The following is a 19,782-nucleotide window of genomic DNA, read 5'->3' on the forward strand; positions in this document are numbered from 1 at the left end:
CTTGGGGTCAGTTCGGACGGTTCGCCGATCGCGGCGCGAAGCGCGACAGGATCTGGATCAGCGACATGCAGCCCCAGGTGATGGCGAAGGCGATGATGGCAAGCGCCGCCGGCTCGTAGGCGCGATTGGCGCCGACGTTCTGCAGATAGGGTCCGAAGGCAGGCCGGTTGAGCAGGCTGGCCATGGTGAATTCACCGATGACGATGGCGAAGGTCAGGAAGGCGCCCGACAGCACCGCGATCAGCACGTTGGGCAGGATGACCCGGGTGATGATCGTGCCCCAACCGGCGCCGAGGATCTGCGCCGCCTCGGTCAGTGTCCGCACATCGATCGTGCGAAGCCCGGTGTCGACGGCGCGATACATATAGGGCAGCGCCAGTGTCGCATAACCGATGACCAGCAAGGCATTGGCTCCTGTCTCGCTGGCCAGGAACGGCAGCGGTGAGTTCGACCCGTACATTCTGATGTAGCCGAAGACGATGACGATGGCGGGAATGACCAGCGGCAGCAGCGTGATGAACTCGACGACGGGCCTGAGCTGCGGCAGCCGCAGGCGAATCCAGTACGCCGCCGGCACAACCACCAGCACGCCAAGGACGATGGTGAAGATGGCGGCGACCACCGAATAGATGAAGGTCGCCTGGAAGCGGGGATCGCCGAGCACGACCTGATAGGCATCGAAGGAATAGGCGCCGCGCCGCATGCGCATGGAGAATTCCACGGTCGCGATCAGCGGAATGAAGAAATAGGCCGCGCCCAGCGCGAAGACGATCCAGGCCCAGAATCTGCTGGACTTCATTTGAGCCACCTCTCAGAGCGTGTCCGGAACCAGATGTAGAAGACATTGGCCAGCCCGGTGATGACGATCATGCCGAAGGCGATGGCGTAGCCGAGATGGGCATTGTGCAGCACGTCACCGCGGATCTGCGCGTAGAGCAGGATAGGGACGATGTTAAGCGAGGAGCCGGTCAGAGCGTAAGCGGTGGCGATGGCACCGAAGGCGTTGGCGAACAAGAGGATGACGGTGCCGAGGAAGCTTGGCCAGATCACCGGAATGACGACCATGCGCCAGAACTGCGCCTGGGTCGCGCCAAGCGTTGCCGCCGCTTCGCCCCATTCCTTCTTCAGCCCATCGATCGCCGGCACGATGATCACCACCATCAGTGGGATCTGGAAATAGACATAGGTCAGCGTCAGGCCCCAGAACGACAGGATGTTGAAACCATGGGCATAAATGTTGAAGCCGACCAAGACGTTGAGCAGCACCGTGGCGAGCCCGAGCCGGCCAAGCGTCGCGAGAAAGGCGAAGGCCAGCGGCACGCCGGCAAAATTGGAGGCCACGCCGGAGAAGGTCAGTGTCGCCGAGCGTATCCACTCTGGCAGCCCGCCGCGCACGATGGCGATGGCAATGGCAAGCCCCGCGAAAGCACCGATCAGCGACGACGCGAGGCTGACCTTGATTGAGATCCAGTAGGCGGCAACGATCGACGGCTGCGCCAAGGCCGCTATGTTTTCGAAGGTGAATTCACCGGCATCGTTCCGGAATGCGCCCAGCATCAGATAGAGTGTCGGCAGGATCAGGAACATGACGGCGAAGATGAAGAAAGGCGCAACGCCAAGCCATTGCGTCGGCAGCCTCATGCTGCGGGCGTCGGCAGGAGGCGCGGTCTTCCCGGCAACAGCGTGATCGGACAACGAGATATCGGTCATGCGCCGGCTACCGTCCTGGAGGTATGCCGGGCGGCGATTGAAGCCGCCCGGCTGATCTCAAGTCTTACTTGACGTTGGCGCCGACGACGGCATCCCAGTTCTTGGTGATGGCTTCCTTGGCCTTGCCCTGCTCGTCGAGCGTCGGGAACACCGCGGCTGCATAGGACTCGGCCGGCGGCAGCTTGGCCATCACGTCAGCCGGGAGCTTGCCGTTCTTGGCGAGGTCGTTGAAGCGGATCGGGTGACAATAGCCCTTCAGCCAGCCGATCTGGCCTTCGTCGGAATAGAGATACTCCAGCCATAGCTTGGCAGCGTTCGGGTGCGGCGCGTAGGCACTGATCGCCTGAACGTAGACGCCGGCGACGACGCCGGTCTTCGGCACGACGACGTCGACCGGCGGATTGCCCTTCAGCGTATCGCGGCCGGCAAGCGCGTTATAATCCCAGGTCACCAGGATTGGCGTCTGGCCTTGCGCAAGCGTCGCGGGCTTGCCGATGACCGGCACGAAATTGCCGGCGGCGTTGAGCTTCTTGAAGAAGTCGAGACCAGCCGTGCCGGCAGCTTCGCCGGCAGCCGCACCGCCGGAAAGGCCGGCGGCATAGACGGCCTGGATGGCCTGGTTCGAAGCGCGCGGGTCACCGGCGAGCGCCACGGTATTGGCGAACTCCGGCTTCAGCAAGTCGGCCCAGTCGGCCGGCGCTTCCTTGACCAGGTCCTTGTTCACCAGGAACGAAAGCACGCCGTAATAGTCGCCGGTCCAAAAGCCTTCGGCATCCTTGGCGCTGTCCGGGATCGAGTCCCAGGTTGATACTTTATAAGCCTGGATCAGGCCATCCTTCTTTGCGGTCGGGCCGAAGCTCAGGCCGACGTCGATGACGTCGGGCGCCTGCGGGCCCTTATTGTCCTTGTTGGCCTTGATCGCCTCCACCTCGTCGCCGGAGCCGGCATCGGGGTTGAGCTCGTTGACAGTGATCCCCGGATATTTTGCCTTGAAGCCGTCGATGACGGCGCCATAGCCGCACCAGTCATGCGGCAGCGCGATGGTGGTGAGCTGGCCTTCTGCCTTGGCTGCGGCGACCAGTTCATCCATGGACTGGGCCGACGAGATGGCAGAGGTCGCCATCAGGGCGACGGCCGAAAGGGAAAGCAGTTTTCCCGTGAATTTGAACATGTGTTCTCTCCGTTGAACTGACGCCGTTGGACGCCTGCGATGCGGTATCGTTTTCGTGTGACAGCCAGATGAAAGCTTTGTGAAACCGGCGCCCCGCAGTACGAAAAAGTAAACTCTTTTTAACCGGCTGTAGCAATCGCTACGCCGTTATTTTTCCGGCTAACTAGTTTCGGCCTTGCCTTTCATCCTTCCCCCTTTCTTCGCCTCTTTCCCCAAGTCGATTTCCGATGCCTCAGACGGCGCCGGCGATGGCGTTTTCGAGCAGCGTCAGCGCCGCCTTCTTGGTCAGCTTGACCGGGTTGCCGCCGGCGGTCGGGTCGACCACCGCCATGTCGGCGATCAGGCCCTTGCGCTTCTTGTCCATGTCGAGCCCCTTGATCAGGCCGGGTAGTGCGTGCGGAACCTTGAGCTCCTTGCGCAGCTTGACGATCGCCTTGGCAAAACCGTCGAAGCCGCCCTTGATGCCGCAATAGGCGGCGAGCCGGGCTATGCGCGGCTCGATCGCCTCGCGGTTGAAGGCCAGCACGTAGGGCATGAACACCGCGTTGGTCATACCGTGGTGGGTGTCGTAGAGCGCACCGATCGGATGCGACAGCGAATGAATCGCGCCAAGCCCTTTCTGGAAGGCGGCGGCGCCCATGGCGGCGGCGCTCATCATGTTGGCGCGGGCGACCAGATCCTTGCCGTTGGCATAGGCTTTCGGCAGGTTTTCGAAGACCAGCCTGATGCCTTCCACCGCGATGCCGTCTGCCATCGGGTGATAGCCCGGCGCGCAATAGGCTTCGAGACAATGGGCAAGCGCATCCATGCCGGTGCCGGCGGTGATGAAGCCGGGCATGCCGACCGACAGTTCCGGATCGGCAATGACGATCGCCGGCAAAAGTTTCGGATGGAAGATGACCTTCTTGGTATGGGTCGCTTCGTTGGTGATGACGCCGGCGCGGCCGACTTCCGAGCCGGTGCCGGCCGTGGTCGGCACGGCGATGATCGGCGCGATCGCATCGGCATCGGCGCGTGTCCACCAGTCGCCGACATCCTCGAAATCCCAGACCGGACGTGTCTGCCCGGCCTGGAAGGCGATCAGCTTGCCGAGGTCGAGCGCCGAGCCGCCGCCAAAGGCGATGACGCCGTCATGCTTGCCCTTCTTGAACACGGCAATGCCGGCGGTCAGGTTGGAATCCACCGGGTTCGGCTTGACCTCCGAAAACACGCCATACGGCACCTTGGCGTCGTCGAGGATCTTCAGCGTCGAGGCCACCACCGGCAGCTTGGCCAGTCCCGGGTCGGTGACGAACAGCGGCCGCTTGATGCCGGTCGCCGCCAACACCTCCGGCAGCTCCTTGATGCGCCCGGCGCCGAAGCGGACGGTCGTCGGGTAATTCCATTTGGAAACGAGTTTTGTCATTTTTGTCTTTCAGAAAATCAGATGGTTTCGCGCAGATGGTATGATTTCGGCCTGGTCAGATTGTCGTAGCCGATGGCCGACAGTGCCGCGCCCTTGCCAGTGTCCTTGACGCCGGTCCAGACCAGCGCCGGGTCGAGATAGTCGCAGCGGTTCATGAACACGGTGCCGGTCTCGACGCGATCGCCGATCGCCGCCGCATGGTCGGTGTCGCGCGTCCAGATCGAGGCCGTCAGCCCATAAGGGCTGTCGTTCATCAGCGCGATCGCTTCCTCGTCGTTGCGCACCTTCATGATGCCGACGATCGGGCCAAAACTTTCCTCGCGCATGACGCTCATCTGGTGGTCGACCTGGGTCAGCACTTCCGGCGCCAGATAGGGCGAACCTTGCCTGTCGTTGGCCACCTTCATATCGATATGCGCCCTGGCGCCCTTGCGCAGCGCCTCGGCCTTCTGCTCGCGGATCAGGTCGGCGAAGCGCGCCTGCGCCATCGGCCCCATGGTGGTCGCCTGGTCGAGCGGATTGCCGACGACGTAGTTCGTGGTCTCGGCGATGAAGCCCTCGACGAATTCATCATAGACCTTCTCGTGGACATAGACGCGCTCGACGCCGCAGCAGCACTGGCCCGAATTGTAGAAGGCGCCGTCGACCAGATTGGCAACGGCATGGTCCATCTTGGCGTCCGGCAGGACATAGGCCGGATCCTTGCCGCCGAGTTCGAGGCCGAGCGTCATGAAGGTGCCCGCCGCCGCCTTTTCGATGGCGCGGCCGCCGGCGACCGAGCCGGTGAAGTTGACGTGGTCGATCTTGCCGGAGCCGAGCAGCCTTTCGGTCTGCGCATGGTTCATGACGAGGTTCTGGAACAGCCCCTTGGGTAGGCCGGCTCTGTCGAACGCCTGCTGAAAACGTTCGCCGACCAACAATGTCTGCGCCGCGTGCTTGAGGATGACGGCGCTGCCCGCCATCAGCGCCGGCACGATCGTGTTCACGGCGGTGAGATAAGGATAGTTCCACGGCGCGATCACCATGACCACGCCGAGCGGAACCTTCTTCACATAGCGGCGAAAGCCGTCCTTCGGGTTGGAGGCCATGACCGGCTTCAGGGCCGCCTCGGCGATCTCGACCATGTAGGAGACGCGTTCCCTGACGCCGCCGAACTCGCCGCCATAGCGCACCGGCCGGCCCATCTGCCAGGCGATCTCCGGCACGATCTCGTCGGTCATGGCGACCAGCGCTTCCAGCATGGCAAGCATGTACCTGCCGCGCTCGACGACCGGCGTCTCAGCCCACTTCTCCTGCGCCGCCTTGGCGCGCTCAACTGCGGCACCGATCGCCTGGTCCGTCGCCAGAGGCCGTTCGGCATAGATCGAACCGTCGATGGGGGATTTTATCTTGACCGTTTCGGTCATGCCTTGGGTCCTCGCATTCTACAATAATTCTCGTTGGTCACGCCGCCCCTCATCCGCCTGCCGGCACCTTTCCGCCTATAGTGACGGAGAAGGGACAAGCTCCAGCGCTGGCGACCCCCTCTGCCCGTTCTTCACGAGAGGGTAAAGGTGAGGGGCGGGCGGCGCCGACATTGCCAGGCCATTCAATACCGCTCGAACCCCCTGTGCAGTTCCCAGTCCGTAATCCGGCGGTCGTACTCGAACTGTTCCCAGTGTGCCGTGTGGACATAATGTTCCAGCACATCGTCGCCGAGCGCCTGCCTCAGCATTTTCGATTCCGCCAGCGTCGCGGTGGCATCGCGCAATGTCTTTGGAATTTCGGGCAGCTGCGAGGCCTGGTAGGCATCGCCGACGAAGGGCTTCTGCAGTTCAAGCTTTTCATCGATGCCGGCAAGCCCGGCCGCGATCAGAGCGGCGAAGGCCAGATAGGGGTTCAAATCGGCGCCGCCGATGCGGCATTCCATGCGGATGCCCTTGGTGCCTTCGCCGCACAGACGGAACCCGGCGGTGCGGTTGTCCTCGCTCCACATGATCTTGGTCGGCGCAAAGGTGCCGGCTTGGAAGCGCTTGTAGGAGTTGATGTAGGGCGCCAGGAACCAGGTGAATTCCTTGGCATATTTGAGCTGGCCCGCGGCCCATTGCTGGCCGAGCGTCGACAGCGTCCACTCGGCATTTTTGTCGTAGAACAATGGCGTCTTGCCGTCGGCGCTCCACAGCGAATTGTGGATGTGGCTGGAACTGCCGGCAAGCCCGTAGTTGTACTTGGCCATGAACGAGATCGCCTTGCCTTCGGACTCGGCGATTTCCTTGGCGCCGTTCTTCAGGATGACGTGGCGGTCGGCCATGTCGAGCGCCTCGGCGTAGCGGACATTGATCTCTTCCTGGCCGGGACCCCACTCGCCCTTCGAATTCTCGATCGGGATGCCGGCCGCCTCCATCTCGTTGCGCAGCCGGCGCATGACGCCTTCTTCCTTGGTGGTGATGCCGATCTGGTAGTCGCCGATGTAGGGCGATGCCGTCTCGAGGCCCTGCCAGTGCTTCTTGCGGGCGGAATCGTAGGTTTCGCTGAACAGATAGAATTCGAGCTCGGAAGCGAAATAGCCGATATAGCCGCGTTCCTGCAGCCGCTTGACCTGCTTCTTCAGCATGGCGCGCGGCGAATGCGCTAGGTCGTCATGGGTATGGTGGTCGAGCACGTCGCAGATCACCAGCGCCGTCTTCTCCAGCCACGGGACGCGCCGCAGCGTCGCAAGGTCCGGCTTCATGACGAAATCGCCATAGCCCTTCGACCAGCTCGCCGCCTTGTAGCCGGGCACCGGCTCCATATCGATGTCGGCGGCCAACAGGTAGTTGCAGCCATGCGTCTCGTCATGCGCGGAATCGACGAAGTAGTGGGCCAGGAACCGCTTTCCCGCAAGCCGCCCCTGCATATCGACGATGCAGGCCAGCACCGTGTCGACCTCGCCGCTGGAGACCGCTTGCTTCAACTGATCGAACGAGAAATTTCCGGCCATTCCTTTGGCACTCCAGCGCTTGTCGTTTGAAAAGGGAACGAAAACCATGGCCGGCGCGATGCCGGCCATGGCCGTGAGAGAGCGTCAGGCGCCAGCTTCGCCGACGGCTATCTCGGCTGCCTTGATCGCCGCCTGGCGCTTTGCGATCTGGTCGCCAATAGGCGGACCCTGGAAGCGGCGGGCTTCGAAACCGAACCAAAGCACCGCGGTCAGTACAATGAAGCCCAGCGTGATATAGAGCACTTTATCGTTCGGCGGCTGGATGGCGATGTAGAAGATGATCGCCATGCCGATGACCGACAGGATGCAAAACAGCTTGAACAGGCCGGCGCCGAGATTCCACGGGCCGGGATGCGGCCATTTCTCCGTTCCGAAAGCCATCATGCCGAGCACGATCGGAATGATGAAGGACAGAAACAGGAACACCAATGTCGAATTGACGACGATGGTATAGATGTTCGTGCCGCCGACCGAGATGAACTGGGCAAGAAAGACATAGATGATCTCGAGGACCGCAGCCGTCCAAATCGCATTGACCGGCGTGCGCCAGGCCGGGCTGACCTTGGCGAGCGAGGCCGAGCCGACCGGCATGCCGCCGTCACGCGAGAAGGCGAACAGCATGCGCGAGGCGGAAGTGACCGTTGCAAGGCCGCAAAGGAATTGAGCGATCAGGATGCCTAGATAGAGCAGTGTCTTCAGCCATGCCGGCAAGATGGCGTCCATCGTCGCGAAGAACACGCTCCAGCCTTGCTTGGCGCCGGCCGCCAGATCCGGGATCGCCAGTACGATCGCGCACAGCATCACCCAGCCGATCAGCGACGACCAGAGCACCGACGAAACGATCGCCCGCGGAACCGAGTGCGCCGCCCTCAACGTTTCTTCCGAAGTATGCGCCGAGGCGTCATAGCCGGTGATGGTGTAAACTGGCAGCAGCAGGCAGAGCAGGAAGAGATAAGTCATGGAATCGGACTGCGGGAAAACGCCGCCGCCCGCATCGCCCGAATAGTTCGTGAACGTCCACAGCCGGCTGATGTCGATCGCTGGAGCAAACATCAGGCAAGCGACGATCAGCACCGCCGTCGTTGCCAGGATCAGGAAGCCGGAGGCGTCCGTCAGCATCGCCGTCAATTTGATGCCGAAATGGTTGAGCAGCGCCTGCAGCACGGTGATGAAGGCGACAAACCCGACGATCTCGCCAGGCGTACCGGTCATGCCGAAGGCTCCGCCGAACGTGCCGACGAAGAAGAAAGCGGTACCGATGTTGATGGCGCCGAGCACGGTGATCAGGCCGAGCAGGTTGAGCCACGCGGTGAGCCAGCCGGTGAAACGATTGCCGAGGATCGACGCCCAGTGATAAAGGCCGCCGGCGGTCGGAAATGCAGAGGCGATCTGGGCCATGGCGAGCGCGAAAAATCCTGAAACCATGCACCCGACGATCCAGCCGATGCCAGCGCCCGCGCCACCGATCGACGACGTCGCCTGCGCGAAGGAATTGATGCCGCCCGAGAGAATGCAGATGATCGAGAACGAGATCGCGAAATTCGAGAAGCGGCTCATGCTTCGCGATAGTTCCTGGGCATACCCCATTCCGTGGAGAACTTTCAGGTCCTCCTTCTTGTCAACTTCGCTGTAACCCGGTGCTACCATTTTGAAGTCCCCTTTTGGTTTCTTAGCTGGCCGATTGAACTGACTTTCCGACTGCGCTTGGTCTGGAGGCCTTGGCCGCTTCGGGCTCCAGATTGAGAAAAATACCCGCGAGCAGATCCGCCCATTTCCGCTGCCCGGCTGCGCCGGAAATCTCATCGTTGCGGATTTCGATCATCGCGCAGGGCAGCCCGCGCGCGCGAGCATGGCGTTCCAGTGTGAAATAGACGCGGTCGGCCGGCGAATAGGGTTCATTGACGCCGACGGTGATGCCGGCAAGCTGCTGCAGCGCCGCGATCAGCGGCGCCGCCAGCCGGCGGTCCTCGTCATGGATGATGCCGATGTGCCAGGGCCGGCTGCTGCCCTTGTAGACCGGTGTGAAGGAATGGATCGAGACCAGTCTGGTTTCTCGCCCGGCCGCCTGGCGTTCGTCGATGATCGTCGCGATCCGGTCGTGGAACGGCTGCCAAGCCAGCGCGATGCGCGCCTGCCGCTGGTCTGAGGAAAGCCCCTGGTTGGCCGGGATCACGGTTTTTTCGCTGGCGCTGACCGTCACTATCAGGTCCGGCGCATCGAGCGGCCGGTTGCAGTCGATCACGAGCCGCGAGACGCAGGTCTCGACCAGCGTCGCATCGAGCGCCTCGGCCATGCGGCGCGCCACCGGCAAGGCGCCGGGATCCCAGGCGATGTGGCGAGAAAGCTCGTCGGCGGCAAGGCCGAGCGTTCCGAATTCCGGCGGCAGGAAATTGGAGGCGTGATCGCAGGTCAGCACGAAAGGGCTTGATCCGCCGGGGTTCGTCACCCTTACGGTTTCAGGCGATGCAAGGCTGGCGGGCCGTGCTGTCTCCATTGTCTGCTGTCCCCAGGGAGCGCTGTATCGTATGTTACGTATTTTGCCTCATTGCGTCCCTGCGGATGATTTCATACAGTTTGCCCGGCTTTGTCAAACGCGATTTCGATAACGCGGTAACGGCCCGGCCAGGGTGGGGAAAAACATGGTTTCCAGCATTGCCGAACTGATCTCCGACCGCATCGGCACCATGCCGGCCGGCGAGCGGCGCGCAGCGCAAACGCTGATCGCCAGCTATCCGCTGATCGGACTGAAGACGGTCGCCGAATTCTCGACCACGGCCGGCGTATCGTCGCCGACGATCCTGCGTTTCGTCGCCCGGCTCGGCTTCCAGAATTATCCGGAATTCCAGTCGGCGCTGCAGGATGAGCTGGCGGCGCAATTGCAGTCGCCGGCGTCACGGACGCTCAATCCGCCGTCGCCGGGCAGCAGTGCCGTGTCGCCGATGCTGGAGGCGACGCTGGACAATATGCGCGAGACCTTCCGGCACCTTTCGGACAAGCAGCTTGCCGACATTGTCGCCAAGCTGGCCGACCGGCGCGGCAAGACATTCCTGATCGGTGGCCGCTTCACCGACCCTCTGGCGCGCTACATGGCCGCCCACCTCGCTATCATCCAACCCAACGTCTTCCATCTCGCCGGCCAGGAAAGCGTCTGGCGCGACCGGCTGATCGACATGGGCAAGCGCGACGTGCTGGTGATCTTCGACATCAGGCGCTACCAGGACAGCCTGGTCCGTTTCGCCGAGACCGCCAACCAGCGCGGCGTGCAGATAGTGCTGTTTACCGACCAGTGGCTGTCGCCGATCGCCCGCTTCGCCCGTCACGTCATCGCCGGGCGCACTGCCGTGCCTTCGGCCTGGGACTCATCCGCCGCACTTTTCGTCGTTGCCGAAACGCTGATCGGCGCCGTCACAAGGCAGCTCGAGGCCGACGGCGCCAAACGCATCCGCGAACTGGAAAGCCTGCGGTAGCGCAGGTTTTCGGAATGGCACCCTCCTGGCCGTGCCTAGTCAACCAAAAAACTGACCATCTGCAGGATCAGGATCAGCAAAAAAATGCCAAAGACAGACGCAAAGACCGCTGCCAGCAGGACCGTGCGTTGTTTCTTACCCATAGCTTTCGCCTTGAAAGCATAGTCCACGTCCACGAATACGAACGTCAGTCTCGCCCCACTGCTCGGCCACCCTCCCGACTCCTCAAGACCCGCCTGCGGCTTGGGCGGAGGAGTAATGACGACTGGTTCACACGCGAAATGAACAGCTTACAAAGGTGCTCGCTAACGGGGATGGCCGCATCATTCATCCGACCCATGTCACGGCCGAATGAACATCTTGCATTTCGGGCTTAACCATTCAGCCGCTGAGCGTGCCATCGCCCCAGCTACTTTACCCATGGCAAGGATGATCGTAGTTCGGCTAGCCTTGTCGACGTGAAGCCGCTTCCTTGAACCACCAGTCAAAAGCGCGGTGAACTGCGCGGAGGAATTCGATGAGCTATCTGGACGAGCTGTTCTCAGTCGCCGGCAAGACGGCGCTGGTCACCGGCGCCGCGACCGGCATCGGCCGCATGGCGGCGACCGCGCTGGTCAAGGCCGGCGCCACCGTGATGATCGCCTCGCGCAAGGGCGAGGACTGCGTCAGGGTTGCCGGCGAACTGAACGGGCTTGGCGCCTCCGGCCGGGCCGAGGGTTTCGCCGCCGACGTTTCCAGCGAGGCCGGCATCGCGGCGCTCGTTGCCGAGGTCAGGGCGCGGACCGAGCGGCTGCATATCCTGGTCAACAATGCCGGCATCTCCTGGGGCGCGCCGCTGGAAAGCTTTCCCTACCATGCCTGGGCCAAGGTGTTCGGCGTCAACGTTACCGCGGTCTTCCACCTGACGCGCGAATTGCTGCCTCTGCTCGAAGCCGCCGCCAGCGATGCCGACCCGGCACGGGTGATCAATCTCGGATCGGTGATGGGCACGCAGCCGTTGGCCGAAGACGCTTACTCCTACTCGGCCTCGAAGGCCGCGGTTCACCACCTGACACGCATCCTGGCGATCGAGCTCGCCGGCCGCCGCATCACCGTCAACGCGTTTGCGCCCGGCCCTTTCCAGAGCCGGATGACGGCCTTCGCGACCGGCACCGAGGACCAGGCAAGACATGTCGGCAACCACGTTCCGATCGGCCGCGTCGGCGCACCGGATGACATTGCCGGCGCAACGCTCTATTTGTGCAGCCGTGCCGGCAGCTATGTCACCGGCGCCATCCTGCCGATCGATGGCGGGCAGTCGGTGCAACACGGGCTGACATTGTTCAAGGAATGAGACGCACGCCATCCGGCGAGTGAAATGCCGGGGGTGACGATGGAGGACATCAGCGTGGAACCGATCAGTCTCGATGTGCTTCTGGCCAATATCGGCAAGGAAGTCGGCGTGTCGCCATGGCGGGTGGTCACCCAGCGCATGATCGACCAGTTCGCCGATGCCACCGACGACCATCAGTTCATCCATTGCGATCCGGAACGCGCCAGCCGCGAGACGCCGTTCGGCGGTACCATCGCGCACGGCTTCCTGTCGCTTTCGCTGTTGTCGGCGATGACCTTCGAAACCATGCCGCCACTCGAAAACAGCAAGATGGGCGTCAATCACGGCTTCGATTCGCTGCGCTTCCTGGCGCCGGTGAAGACCGGCTCGCGCATCCGCACCCGCTTCGTGCTGGCCGACGTCAAGGTCAGGCCGTCGGGCTGGGTGCAGACTGCGCACGACGTGACGATCGAGATCGAGGGCTCGAAAAAACCGGCGCTGACGGCACGCTGGCTGACGCTGACGCTGATCGAACGCCAGCCGGAAGCGGTTTGACTGTTCGTCAGACGGAGAAGTCCAAATCTATCTGTGCCAAATCTATTTGGCTTCGGCCGCGACGTACTTCATGTGACGACTGACCTGCAGCGCAGTGTTGCCGGGCTATATCGTTTTGTGACAGTCAAGCTTCTGCTTCGTGCCACCCTTGCCCGACGCCGTACAGCGTATATATGCTGCATCCAGCCATCAGTCATAAGGCAGTAGAAAGTTGCAGCTAAGCGTCCAGGAGCGCCGCGAAAAACAAAAGGCCGAACTGCGTTCCGAACTTGTCGATGCCGCGCACAAGCTTGTCCAGGAAGAAGGCTATGACGGCCTCACCATCCGCAAGCTCGCCAAGCGCGTCGGCTATGCGCCCATGTCCGTCTATTCCTATTTCGCCGACAAGCAGGACATCCTGTTCGCGCTGGCCGAGGATGCGTTCGAGACCTTGGCCAGGCGCATCGCAAATCATACGGCCGACGACCCGATCGAGGCGCTCAAGGCGGTGCTTGTCGAATACGCCGCCTTCGGGCTGGAAAATCCCAACGAATACCGCACCGTCTTCATGACCGAAAAAGTCAGGCCGCCAGCCGGAAAGACCTTCGCCGAAATGGAGAGCGGCAACCCGGCGATGAAAGTGCTGATCGAGAGGGTCGAAGCCTGCGTTGCCGCGGGCAGGCTCAGAGGCGATCCACGCGCCATCGCCACCATGCTGTGGGCAGTTGGCCACGGCGCCATCTCGTTGTTGATCACCTTCCCGTTCTACCCGTTCGGCGACCAGACGACGTTCATCACACGGGTCGGCGACATCATGCTCGAAGCCATTGCCGCGCACGAGATCGCGCCGCTGACGCCGCCGGTCAATTGCTGAAGAGCAGCGCTTCTCCCGATCTGTAGGATCTTCTCCGAACGATCCGCGCTCCGGCACCGAGTGTTCGGCAATTCCTGCGCTCAACTTCTCTGTACATGTACGATTTTGCTTGAACTCCGTAAGTCATAGCCGTATCTGTACGCAATACCGTACATGTACGAGTTGAATAACTGGAACCGGAGACTGACCATGAAGAAGGCAATCCTCACGCTCGCCGCCCTGCTGGCGCTCTCTGGCGCCGCATTTGCCGGCAGCAGTCAGCCAGCCAAGCAGGAAGCGGCCTGCGTCGACACCAAGGCCGATGTGAAGCTCGATTGCGCGCCGACCGGATCGCTTGAAAACGCCGATGCCGCGACCCACAAGGCCGGCAGCAAGGGCCCGAGGCTCGGCATCGGCATCGACCCCTGGATCTGCCAAGCAGCTTCTGAGCCGACCGGGCGATAATACGTCGTGAGGAACCGAAAGGGCGGCGGGAAATTTCCGGCCGCCCATCGTGCCGGCGTCAGCCCTGCTTATCAGGCCGTCCAGATCACTTCTTACGCTTCTGTCCTGCCACGCTTTTGGGCCTGCCGGGTCTTGCCGGTGCGCCGGGAATGGCCGTTCCGGTGATCGACACCGGATCGCTGGCTGGAAACGTATCCTCGAGGCCTTCCTCGAGTTCCTCTTCAATATCCGTCCCGGTGCGCTGCTCGTTTTCGAAAGAGCGCACAGCCGGCGTCTTGGCCGGCGACTTCGGCGCGGAGTTCGACGGCATTTGCATTCTCCCTCGGCTCGCTGTCGCAGAACAGTCGGGCGCAGCGAACATGCCTATGCTGCCGTGTCGCGCGCTGCCTCCGACAGAAAAGTAAAGACATAATCGGAAAAGGAACGCCAGCATTCGACGCGGAACGCGTCGGCCGCGGTGCGCAACAGCACGATTTCGACCTTGCCGAGAATGGTACGCGACGCCGCCCCGACCGGAAAGGCGTCGAGCGACAAATCCTGCGGGCAGCCGGCATTGACCGTCGCCGCGGCAGCCGGACCGGTGACCGATATGGCGACGTTGCGGTGCGAGATGCCGACCGCCGAATGCAGCGCGGAAACCCCGGCGCAGTCGGCGAGCGGATCTTTTCCGCTCTCGTCGATGACCAGCCATTCGTCCGGCCCGAGCCACAAGGCCGTGCGCCCGGCCTTTGCCGCCGAGGTTTTCGGCCTTTGCGGCAGGACGACGCCGAGCGCTTTCGAAAGTGCCGCGATCGAGGCGTCCGGCGCGCGCAGCGATATGCGCTCGGCCGGCGGCAGCACGGCAAGTGTGACGCCGGTGGCGGAAAGCGCCCGGCCGGCGAGAGCCGGACGGCGTTCGACCGACGGCCCGGCGGCGGCAGTTTTCAAAGCAGCCTTAGCCATTGAGGCGCTTTCCCTTCTCGTCGAAGAACACCATGCCGGTGACCTCCACCTCGACCACCCCGTTCGGCATCGGCACGTAAAGCGTCTCGCCCATACGATCGCGGCCGCCGGCGACCAGCCCCAGCGCGATCGAGCGGCCGCAATTTTGCGACCAATAGCTCGAGGTGACATGGCCGATCATCTTCATCGGGATTGCCTGCTTCGGGTCCGCGACGATCTGCGCGCCCTCCTCCAGCACCACCTTGGGATCCCTGGTCTTCAGGCCGACAAGCTGCTTGCGGCCCTTGGCGACCAAGTCCGGCCGCGCCATGCCGCGAATGCCGACGAAGTCGGTCTTCTTCTTGCCGACCGCCCAGTCGAGGCCGGCATCGTTCGGCGTAACCGTGCCGTCGGTGTCCTGGCCGACGATGATGTAGCCTTTTTCGGCGCGCAGCACATGCATGGACTCAGTGCCGTAGGCGCAGGCGCCATGCTTCTGGCCCTCGGCCCATAGCGCTTCCCAAACCGCCTCGCCGTAATCGGCCGGCACGTTGACCTCGAAGCCGCGCTCGCCGCTGAACGACATGCGAAACAGCCTTGTCGGGACGCCGCAGATCCGGCCTTCGCGCACCGACATATGCGGCAGCGCCTCATCCGACATGTCGATGCCCTCGACCAGCGGCGCGATGATGTCGCGAGACTTAGGCCCCTGCACGGCAATCACCGCCCACTGCTCGGTGATCGAGGTCAGCCAGACGTTGAGATGCGGGAACTCGGTCTGGAGATAGTCTTCCATATGGTTCATGACGCGCGGCGCGCCGCCGGTCGTCGTGGTCACATGGAAGCGGTCGGGTGCAAGCCTGCCAACGACACCGTCGTCATAGATGAAGCCGTCCTCGCGCAGCATGATGCCGTAGCGGCAGCGGCCGGGCTCCAGCTTCTCCCATGGATTGGTGTAGAGCAGTTCCATGAATTTGGCCGCATCCGGCCCGACCACCTCGATCTTGCCCAGCGTCGAGGCGTCGAACAGGCCGGCCGTCTTGCGCACCGTGACGCATTCGCGGTCGACGGCCGCATGTATATCCTCGCCCGGCTTCGGGAAATACCAGGCGCGCTTCCATTGCCCGACATCCTCGAAGACAGCGCCTTGACGCTCGGCCCAGGGATGGATCGCCGTCTTGCGGGTCGGGTCGAACAGGGGACCCCGCGCGTGCCCGACGATCGAACCGAACGTCACCGGCGTATAGGGCGCGCGGAACGTCGTCAGCCCGACCTGCGGGATCGGCTTGCCCAACGTCTCGGCGGCAATTGCCAGCCCGTGCATATTGGAGGTCTTGCCCTGGTCGGTCGCCATGCCGTTGGTGGTGAAGCGTTTGACGTGCTCGATCGAGCGCATGCCTTCATGCACCGCCTGACGGATGTCCTTGGCGGTGACGTCGTTCTGGAAATCGACGAACGCCTTTACCGTCGTATCCGCCCCGGCGCCGGGTGCCGCACCCAGCATGCCGCGCGACCAGCTCTCGCTGGCATCGACCTTCGGCTTGGTGCCCTTGGCCGGCTTGCTGCCGGCGTCCTTGGCCGCCTTGGCGCCCGCAGCATAGGCCTCGTCGATCGTCGCCGACAGCCCGTCCGTGCCGTTGCAGGCGCCGACGGAGACGCAATCCTGCGCATAAATTCCGGGCACGAAGCGCTTGGTCTCGTCGTTGAAGGCAACCTTGCCGCGCGATTGCGAGAACAGATGCACCGACGGCGTCCACCCCGCCGACATCAGGATTGCGTCAACCGGGATGATGCGTTCGCCGCCGCCATTCTTCGGCTGCACGGTCATCGACGATACCCGCAGCTTGCCGCCGGCGCGGATCACCGCGCGGCCGAAATTGACCTCGATGCCGAGCGCCCTCGCTTCGTCGATCACCGGCCCGGTCGGATTGTCGCGTAGGTCGATGATCGCCGCCACGTTGATGCCGGCCTTCTTCAGGTCGATCGCCACCGCATAGGCGGAATCGTTCGCGGTGTAGACGCCGACATTCCTGCCGACGGCGACGCCGTAATGGTTGAGATAGGTGCGCGCCGCCGAGGCCAGCATGATGCCCGGCCGGTCGTTGTCGGCAAACACCATGTGGCGCTCGATGGCGCCGGTGGCCAGCACCACGCGTTTGGCGCGGATCTGCCACAGCCGCTCGCGCGGCAGGTCGCGGCCGGGGTTCTGCAGATGGTCGCTGACCCGCTCGACCAGCCCGACGAAATTCTGCGCGTAATAGCCGAAGGCCGTGGTACGCGGCAGCACGCGGACATTGTCCATCGCGCTCAACTTGGCGAGAGCCGATTGCGCCCAGGAAAAGCCGTCCTGGCCTTCGATCTTCGCGCCGCTCTCAAAGCGCAGGCTGCCGCCGAATTCCGCCTGCTCGTCGGCAAGGATGACGCGCGCGCCGGTCTCGGCCGCGGCCAATGCCGCGGCGATGCCCGCGGCACCGCCGCCAAGCACCAGCACCTCGCAATGGGCGAAGCGCGCCGAATAATGGTCGGGGTCCGGCTGGTCGGGGGCGACGCCGAGACCGGCGGCTGCCCGGATCTTGGGCTCGTAGAGGTTTTTCCACGCGGCCTTCGGCCACATGAAGGTCTTGTAGTAGAAGCCGGCCGAAAGCATCGGCGAGGCAATGCTGCTGACCGCACCGATGTCGAAGGCCAGCGACGGCCAGCGGTTCTGCGACTGTGCGGTCAGCCCGTCATATAGCTCCTGTACGGTGGCGCGGACGTTCGGCGTCTTGCGTGCCGCGTCGCGCTTGATCTCGACCAGCGCATTCGGCTCTTCGGCGCCGGCCGACAGGAAGCCGCGCGGCCGGTGGTACTTGAACGAGCGGCCGACGAGATGGACGCCATTGGCAAGCAGCGCCGAGGCCAGCGTGTCGCCCTCGATCCCGGTATAGGGGCGGCCGTCGAAGCTGAAGCCGGCTATCTTTGCCTGCTTGAGCCGCCCGGCGCCGGCAATGCGGAACGTCGCGCTCATTTGGCGGCTCCCGGCAGCTTCGTGGGCTTCGGTTCGCCGGCCTTATAAGTCATCAGAAACCTGTCGCTGACGGTGTCGCGCACGGCGTTGAAGAACCGCGCGCAGCCATGCATGTGCCGCCAGCGCTCATAGATGATGCCTTTGGGATTGGAGCGGATGAAAAAGAACTTTTCGAAATCGTCGTCGCTCTCGCCGGCGATGTTTGGGGAACGCGCAATATGCGCCTCGCCGGCGTTGCGGAATTCGAGCTCGGGACGCTCTTCCTCGCAATAGGGGCAGCGGATGAGAAGCATGGTTGGTCCTACAGTTCGCCGTGGCCGACGCGAGCGCCGGCAGGTTGGTCGCAAAGCCTCTGACCCATCGTGACGAAAGGCGCGACGAGCCGGATGCGCTCCTCGATGCTTGCCGCAGGGCGAAACAGAGCGCGATTTGCCATGTTGCCGATGGTCAGCTGGACCGGATCGGTGGTGACGATGACGCCGCGCGGCTGGAAAGGCTCGTCCGGATCCAGATCGGAAGGACGGGCCTCGAAGAAGAAGACGATCTTTCGCCCGCCGCTCCAGACGCAGGTCAGCATGCCGTCGTCGATGGAAAACGGCCAGCCGGCCTCGTTCCCGGCGCGACTGATCGGCTGGGTGCGCACCTCTTCCGGTGACGGAAAATGGAACAGGCCTTGCTCGCCGGCGAGCATCAGCGGCATGGCGACGGCCATCTCGGTCATCATCAGTGCGCCACCGCCGCCGCCGCCGCCTCGTCGATCAGCCGGCCGGTGCGGAAGCGCTCTATGGTGAAGGGCGCGTTGATCGGGTGCGGATCGTCCCTGGCGATCGTATGGGCAAAGACATGGCCCGAACCCGGCGTCGCCTTGAAGCCGCCCGTACCCCAGCCGCAATTGACATAGAGGCCGGGCACCGGCGTCTTGGCCAGGATCGGCGAACGGTCGGGCGTCACGTCGACGATGCCGCCCCACGAGCGCAGCATCTTCATGCGCGTGAAGATCGGGAACATCTCGCAGATCGCGTCGAGCGTATGCTGCAAAATGTGCAGCCCGCCGGTCTGCGAATAGGAGACATACTGGTCGGTGCCGGCGCCGATGACCAGCTCGCCCTTGTCGGACTGCGAGATATAGGCATGCACGGTGTTCGACATCACCACGCAAGGCACCACCGGCTTGACCGGCTCCGACACCAGCGCCTGCAGCGGATAGCTTTCCAGCGGCATACGCACGCCGGCCATGTTCATGATCACCGATGAGTGGCCGGCGGCGACCACGCCGACCTTCCTGGCGCCAATAAAGCCGCGCGTCGTCTCGACGCCGGTAACCGCGCCGTTCGGCGCCCGCTTGACGCCGGTGACCTCGCAATTCTGGATGATGTGGACGCCGCGCGCCGAAGCGCCGCGCGCGTAGCCCCAGGCGACGGCATCGTGGCGCGCCGTGCCACCGCGGCGCTGCAGGGCAGCACCCATAACCGGGTAGCGCGCATCGCGCGAAATGTTGAGCGGCGGGCAGAATTCCTTGGCCTGTTCCGGCGTCAGCCATTCATTGTCGATGCCGTTCAGCCGGTTGGCGTGGACGTGCCGCTTCAGCACCTGGATGTCGTGGATGTTGTGGGCGAGCATCATGACGCCGCGCGGCGAATACATGACGTTGTAGTTGAGCTCCTGGCTGAGCCCGTCCCACAGCTTCAGCGCATGGTCGTAGATGCCGGCGCTCTCGTCATAGAGATAGTTCGAGCGGATGATGGTGGTGTTGCGGCCGGTATTGCCGCCGCCGAGCCAGCCTTTTTCCAACACCGCGACGTTGGTGATGCCGTGCACGGTGGCGAGATAATAGGCGGTGGCCAGGCCATGGCCGCCGGCGCCGACGATGACGACGTCGTATTCCTTTTTCGGCTCCGGCGAGGACCACTGTTCCTCCCAGCCTCTATGACCGCGCATGGCCTCGCGGGCGATGGCGAATACCGAGTATTTCTTCAAC

General features: G+C 63.3%; 20 protein-coding genes. 5 read left to right on the forward strand and 15 right to left on the reverse strand.

Going from position 1 to position 19,782, the window contains the following annotated elements:
* Window positions 1-7: 7 nt before the first annotated feature.
* The 8 genes from AC0L2X_RS07485 to AC0L2X_RS07520 form a co-directional block, all read right to left on the reverse strand.
* On the reverse strand, window positions 8-799 hold the full coding sequence (locus tag AC0L2X_RS07485) for an ABC transporter permease (protein ID WP_473599532.1): 792 nt from the start codon (window positions 797-799) through the stop codon (window positions 8-10).
* The gene (locus AC0L2X_RS07490) at window positions 796-1,710 is read right to left on the reverse strand and encodes an ABC transporter permease (RefSeq protein WP_376703246.1); all 915 of its coding nucleotides are present in this window, start codon (window positions 1,708-1,710) and stop codon (window positions 796-798) included. The genes AC0L2X_RS07485 and AC0L2X_RS07490 overlap by 4 nt, the downstream gene beginning before the upstream one ends.
* A 64-nt stretch (window positions 1,711-1,774) precedes the next feature.
* The gene (locus AC0L2X_RS07495; protein WP_352469502.1) at window positions 1,775-2,881 is read right to left on the reverse strand and encodes an ABC transporter substrate-binding protein; all 1,107 of its coding nucleotides are present in this window, start codon (window positions 2,879-2,881) and stop codon (window positions 1,775-1,777) included.
* A 232-nt stretch (window positions 2,882-3,113) separates the two neighbouring features.
* Complete coding sequence (locus tag AC0L2X_RS07500; protein WP_023719041.1) at window positions 3,114-4,286, reverse strand: iron-containing alcohol dehydrogenase; 1,173 nt, start codon at window positions 4,284-4,286, stop codon at window positions 3,114-3,116.
* 17 nt (window positions 4,287-4,303) lie between these two features.
* Window positions 4,304-5,692, reverse strand: coding sequence for an aldehyde dehydrogenase family protein (locus tag AC0L2X_RS07505; protein ID WP_473599533.1), 1,389 nt, complete (start codon window positions 5,690-5,692; stop codon window positions 4,304-4,306).
* 182 nt (window positions 5,693-5,874) lie between these two features.
* Complete coding sequence (locus tag AC0L2X_RS07510) at window positions 5,875-7,245, reverse strand: glutamine synthetase family protein (protein WP_473599534.1); 1,371 nt, start codon at window positions 7,243-7,245, stop codon at window positions 5,875-5,877.
* A gap of 84 nt (window positions 7,246-7,329) precedes the next feature.
* Window positions 7,330-8,892, reverse strand: coding sequence for an amino acid permease (locus AC0L2X_RS07515; protein ID WP_352488703.1), 1,563 nt, complete (start codon window positions 8,890-8,892; stop codon window positions 7,330-7,332).
* 22 nt (window positions 8,893-8,914) lie between these two features.
* Window positions 8,915-9,739 (reverse strand): N-formylglutamate amidohydrolase, encoded by an 825-nt coding sequence (locus AC0L2X_RS07520; protein WP_352488702.1) that lies wholly within the window; start codon window positions 9,737-9,739, stop codon window positions 8,915-8,917.
* A 145-nt stretch (window positions 9,740-9,884) separates the two neighbouring features.
* On the opposite strand from AC0L2X_RS07520, the gene AC0L2X_RS07525 reads away from it, so the two are divergent.
* Window positions 9,885-10,712, forward strand: coding sequence for a MurR/RpiR family transcriptional regulator (locus AC0L2X_RS07525; protein WP_352488701.1), 828 nt, complete (start codon window positions 9,885-9,887; stop codon window positions 10,710-10,712).
* A gap of 35 nt (window positions 10,713-10,747) precedes the next feature.
* Here AC0L2X_RS07525 and AC0L2X_RS07530 read toward each other — a convergent pair whose 3' ends face one another.
* A complete protein-coding gene (locus AC0L2X_RS07530) occupies window positions 10,748-10,888 on the reverse strand; it encodes a hypothetical protein (protein ID WP_352488700.1) in 141 nt (46 codons plus the stop codon).
* Between the two features lie 341 nt (window positions 10,889-11,229).
* On the opposite strand from AC0L2X_RS07530, the gene AC0L2X_RS07535 reads away from it, so the two are divergent.
* From AC0L2X_RS07535 to AC0L2X_RS07550, 4 genes are all read left to right on the forward strand, one after another.
* A complete protein-coding gene (locus AC0L2X_RS07535; RefSeq protein ID WP_473599535.1) occupies window positions 11,230-12,045 on the forward strand; it encodes an SDR family oxidoreductase in 816 nt (271 codons plus the stop codon).
* 39 nt (window positions 12,046-12,084) lie between these two features.
* Window positions 12,085-12,579 carry a MaoC family dehydratase gene (locus AC0L2X_RS07540; protein WP_473599558.1) on the forward strand — a complete coding sequence of 165 codons (495 nt, stop codon included), beginning with the start codon at window positions 12,085-12,087 and terminating at the stop codon, window positions 12,577-12,579.
* A 211-nt stretch (window positions 12,580-12,790) separates the two neighbouring features.
* Window positions 12,791-13,432 carry a TetR/AcrR family transcriptional regulator gene (locus AC0L2X_RS07545; RefSeq protein WP_473599536.1) on the forward strand — a complete coding sequence of 214 codons (642 nt, stop codon included), beginning with the start codon at window positions 12,791-12,793 and terminating at the stop codon, window positions 13,430-13,432.
* Window positions 13,433-13,621: 189 nt separating this feature from the next.
* Entirely contained in the window at window positions 13,622-13,876 is a 255-nt protein-coding gene (locus tag AC0L2X_RS07550) for a DUF680 domain-containing protein (RefSeq protein ID WP_473599537.1), read from the forward strand.
* Window positions 13,877-13,961: 85 nt separating this feature from the next.
* Here AC0L2X_RS07550 and AC0L2X_RS07555 read toward each other — a convergent pair whose 3' ends face one another.
* From AC0L2X_RS07555 to AC0L2X_RS07580, 6 genes are read right to left on the reverse strand one after another with little or no spacing between them, the layout of a single operon-like run.
* Entirely contained in the window at window positions 13,962-14,186 is a 225-nt protein-coding gene (locus AC0L2X_RS07555) for a hypothetical protein (protein ID WP_473599538.1), read from the reverse strand.
* Between the two features lie 53 nt (window positions 14,187-14,239).
* Window positions 14,240-14,818 carry a sarcosine oxidase subunit gamma gene (locus tag AC0L2X_RS07560; protein ID WP_473599539.1) on the reverse strand — a complete coding sequence of 193 codons (579 nt, stop codon included), beginning with the start codon at window positions 14,816-14,818 and terminating at the stop codon, window positions 14,240-14,242.
* Window positions 14,811-17,804 (reverse strand): sarcosine oxidase subunit alpha, encoded by a 2,994-nt coding sequence (locus AC0L2X_RS07565; RefSeq protein WP_473599540.1) that lies wholly within the window; start codon window positions 17,802-17,804, stop codon window positions 14,811-14,813. Before AC0L2X_RS07565 ends, AC0L2X_RS07560 begins: the two co-directional genes overlap by 8 nt.
* Window positions 17,801-18,097 carry a sarcosine oxidase subunit delta gene (locus AC0L2X_RS07570; protein WP_292519105.1) on the reverse strand — a complete coding sequence of 99 codons (297 nt, stop codon included), beginning with the start codon at window positions 18,095-18,097 and terminating at the stop codon, window positions 17,801-17,803. The genes AC0L2X_RS07565 and AC0L2X_RS07570 overlap by 4 nt, the downstream gene beginning before the upstream one ends.
* Window positions 18,098-18,105: 8 nt before the next feature.
* The gene (locus tag AC0L2X_RS07575) at window positions 18,106-18,528 is read right to left on the reverse strand and encodes a hypothetical protein (RefSeq protein WP_352565630.1); all 423 of its coding nucleotides are present in this window, start codon (window positions 18,526-18,528) and stop codon (window positions 18,106-18,108) included.
* On the reverse strand, window positions 18,528-19,781 hold the full coding sequence (locus AC0L2X_RS07580) for a sarcosine oxidase subunit beta (protein WP_352709259.1): 1,254 nt from the start codon (window positions 19,779-19,781) through the stop codon (window positions 18,528-18,530). The genes AC0L2X_RS07575 and AC0L2X_RS07580 overlap by 1 nt, the downstream gene beginning before the upstream one ends.
* Between the last annotated feature and the right edge of the window lies 1 nt (window position 19,782).

The sequence above is a fragment of the Mesorhizobium sp. WSM4828 genome (assembly GCF_055811175.1).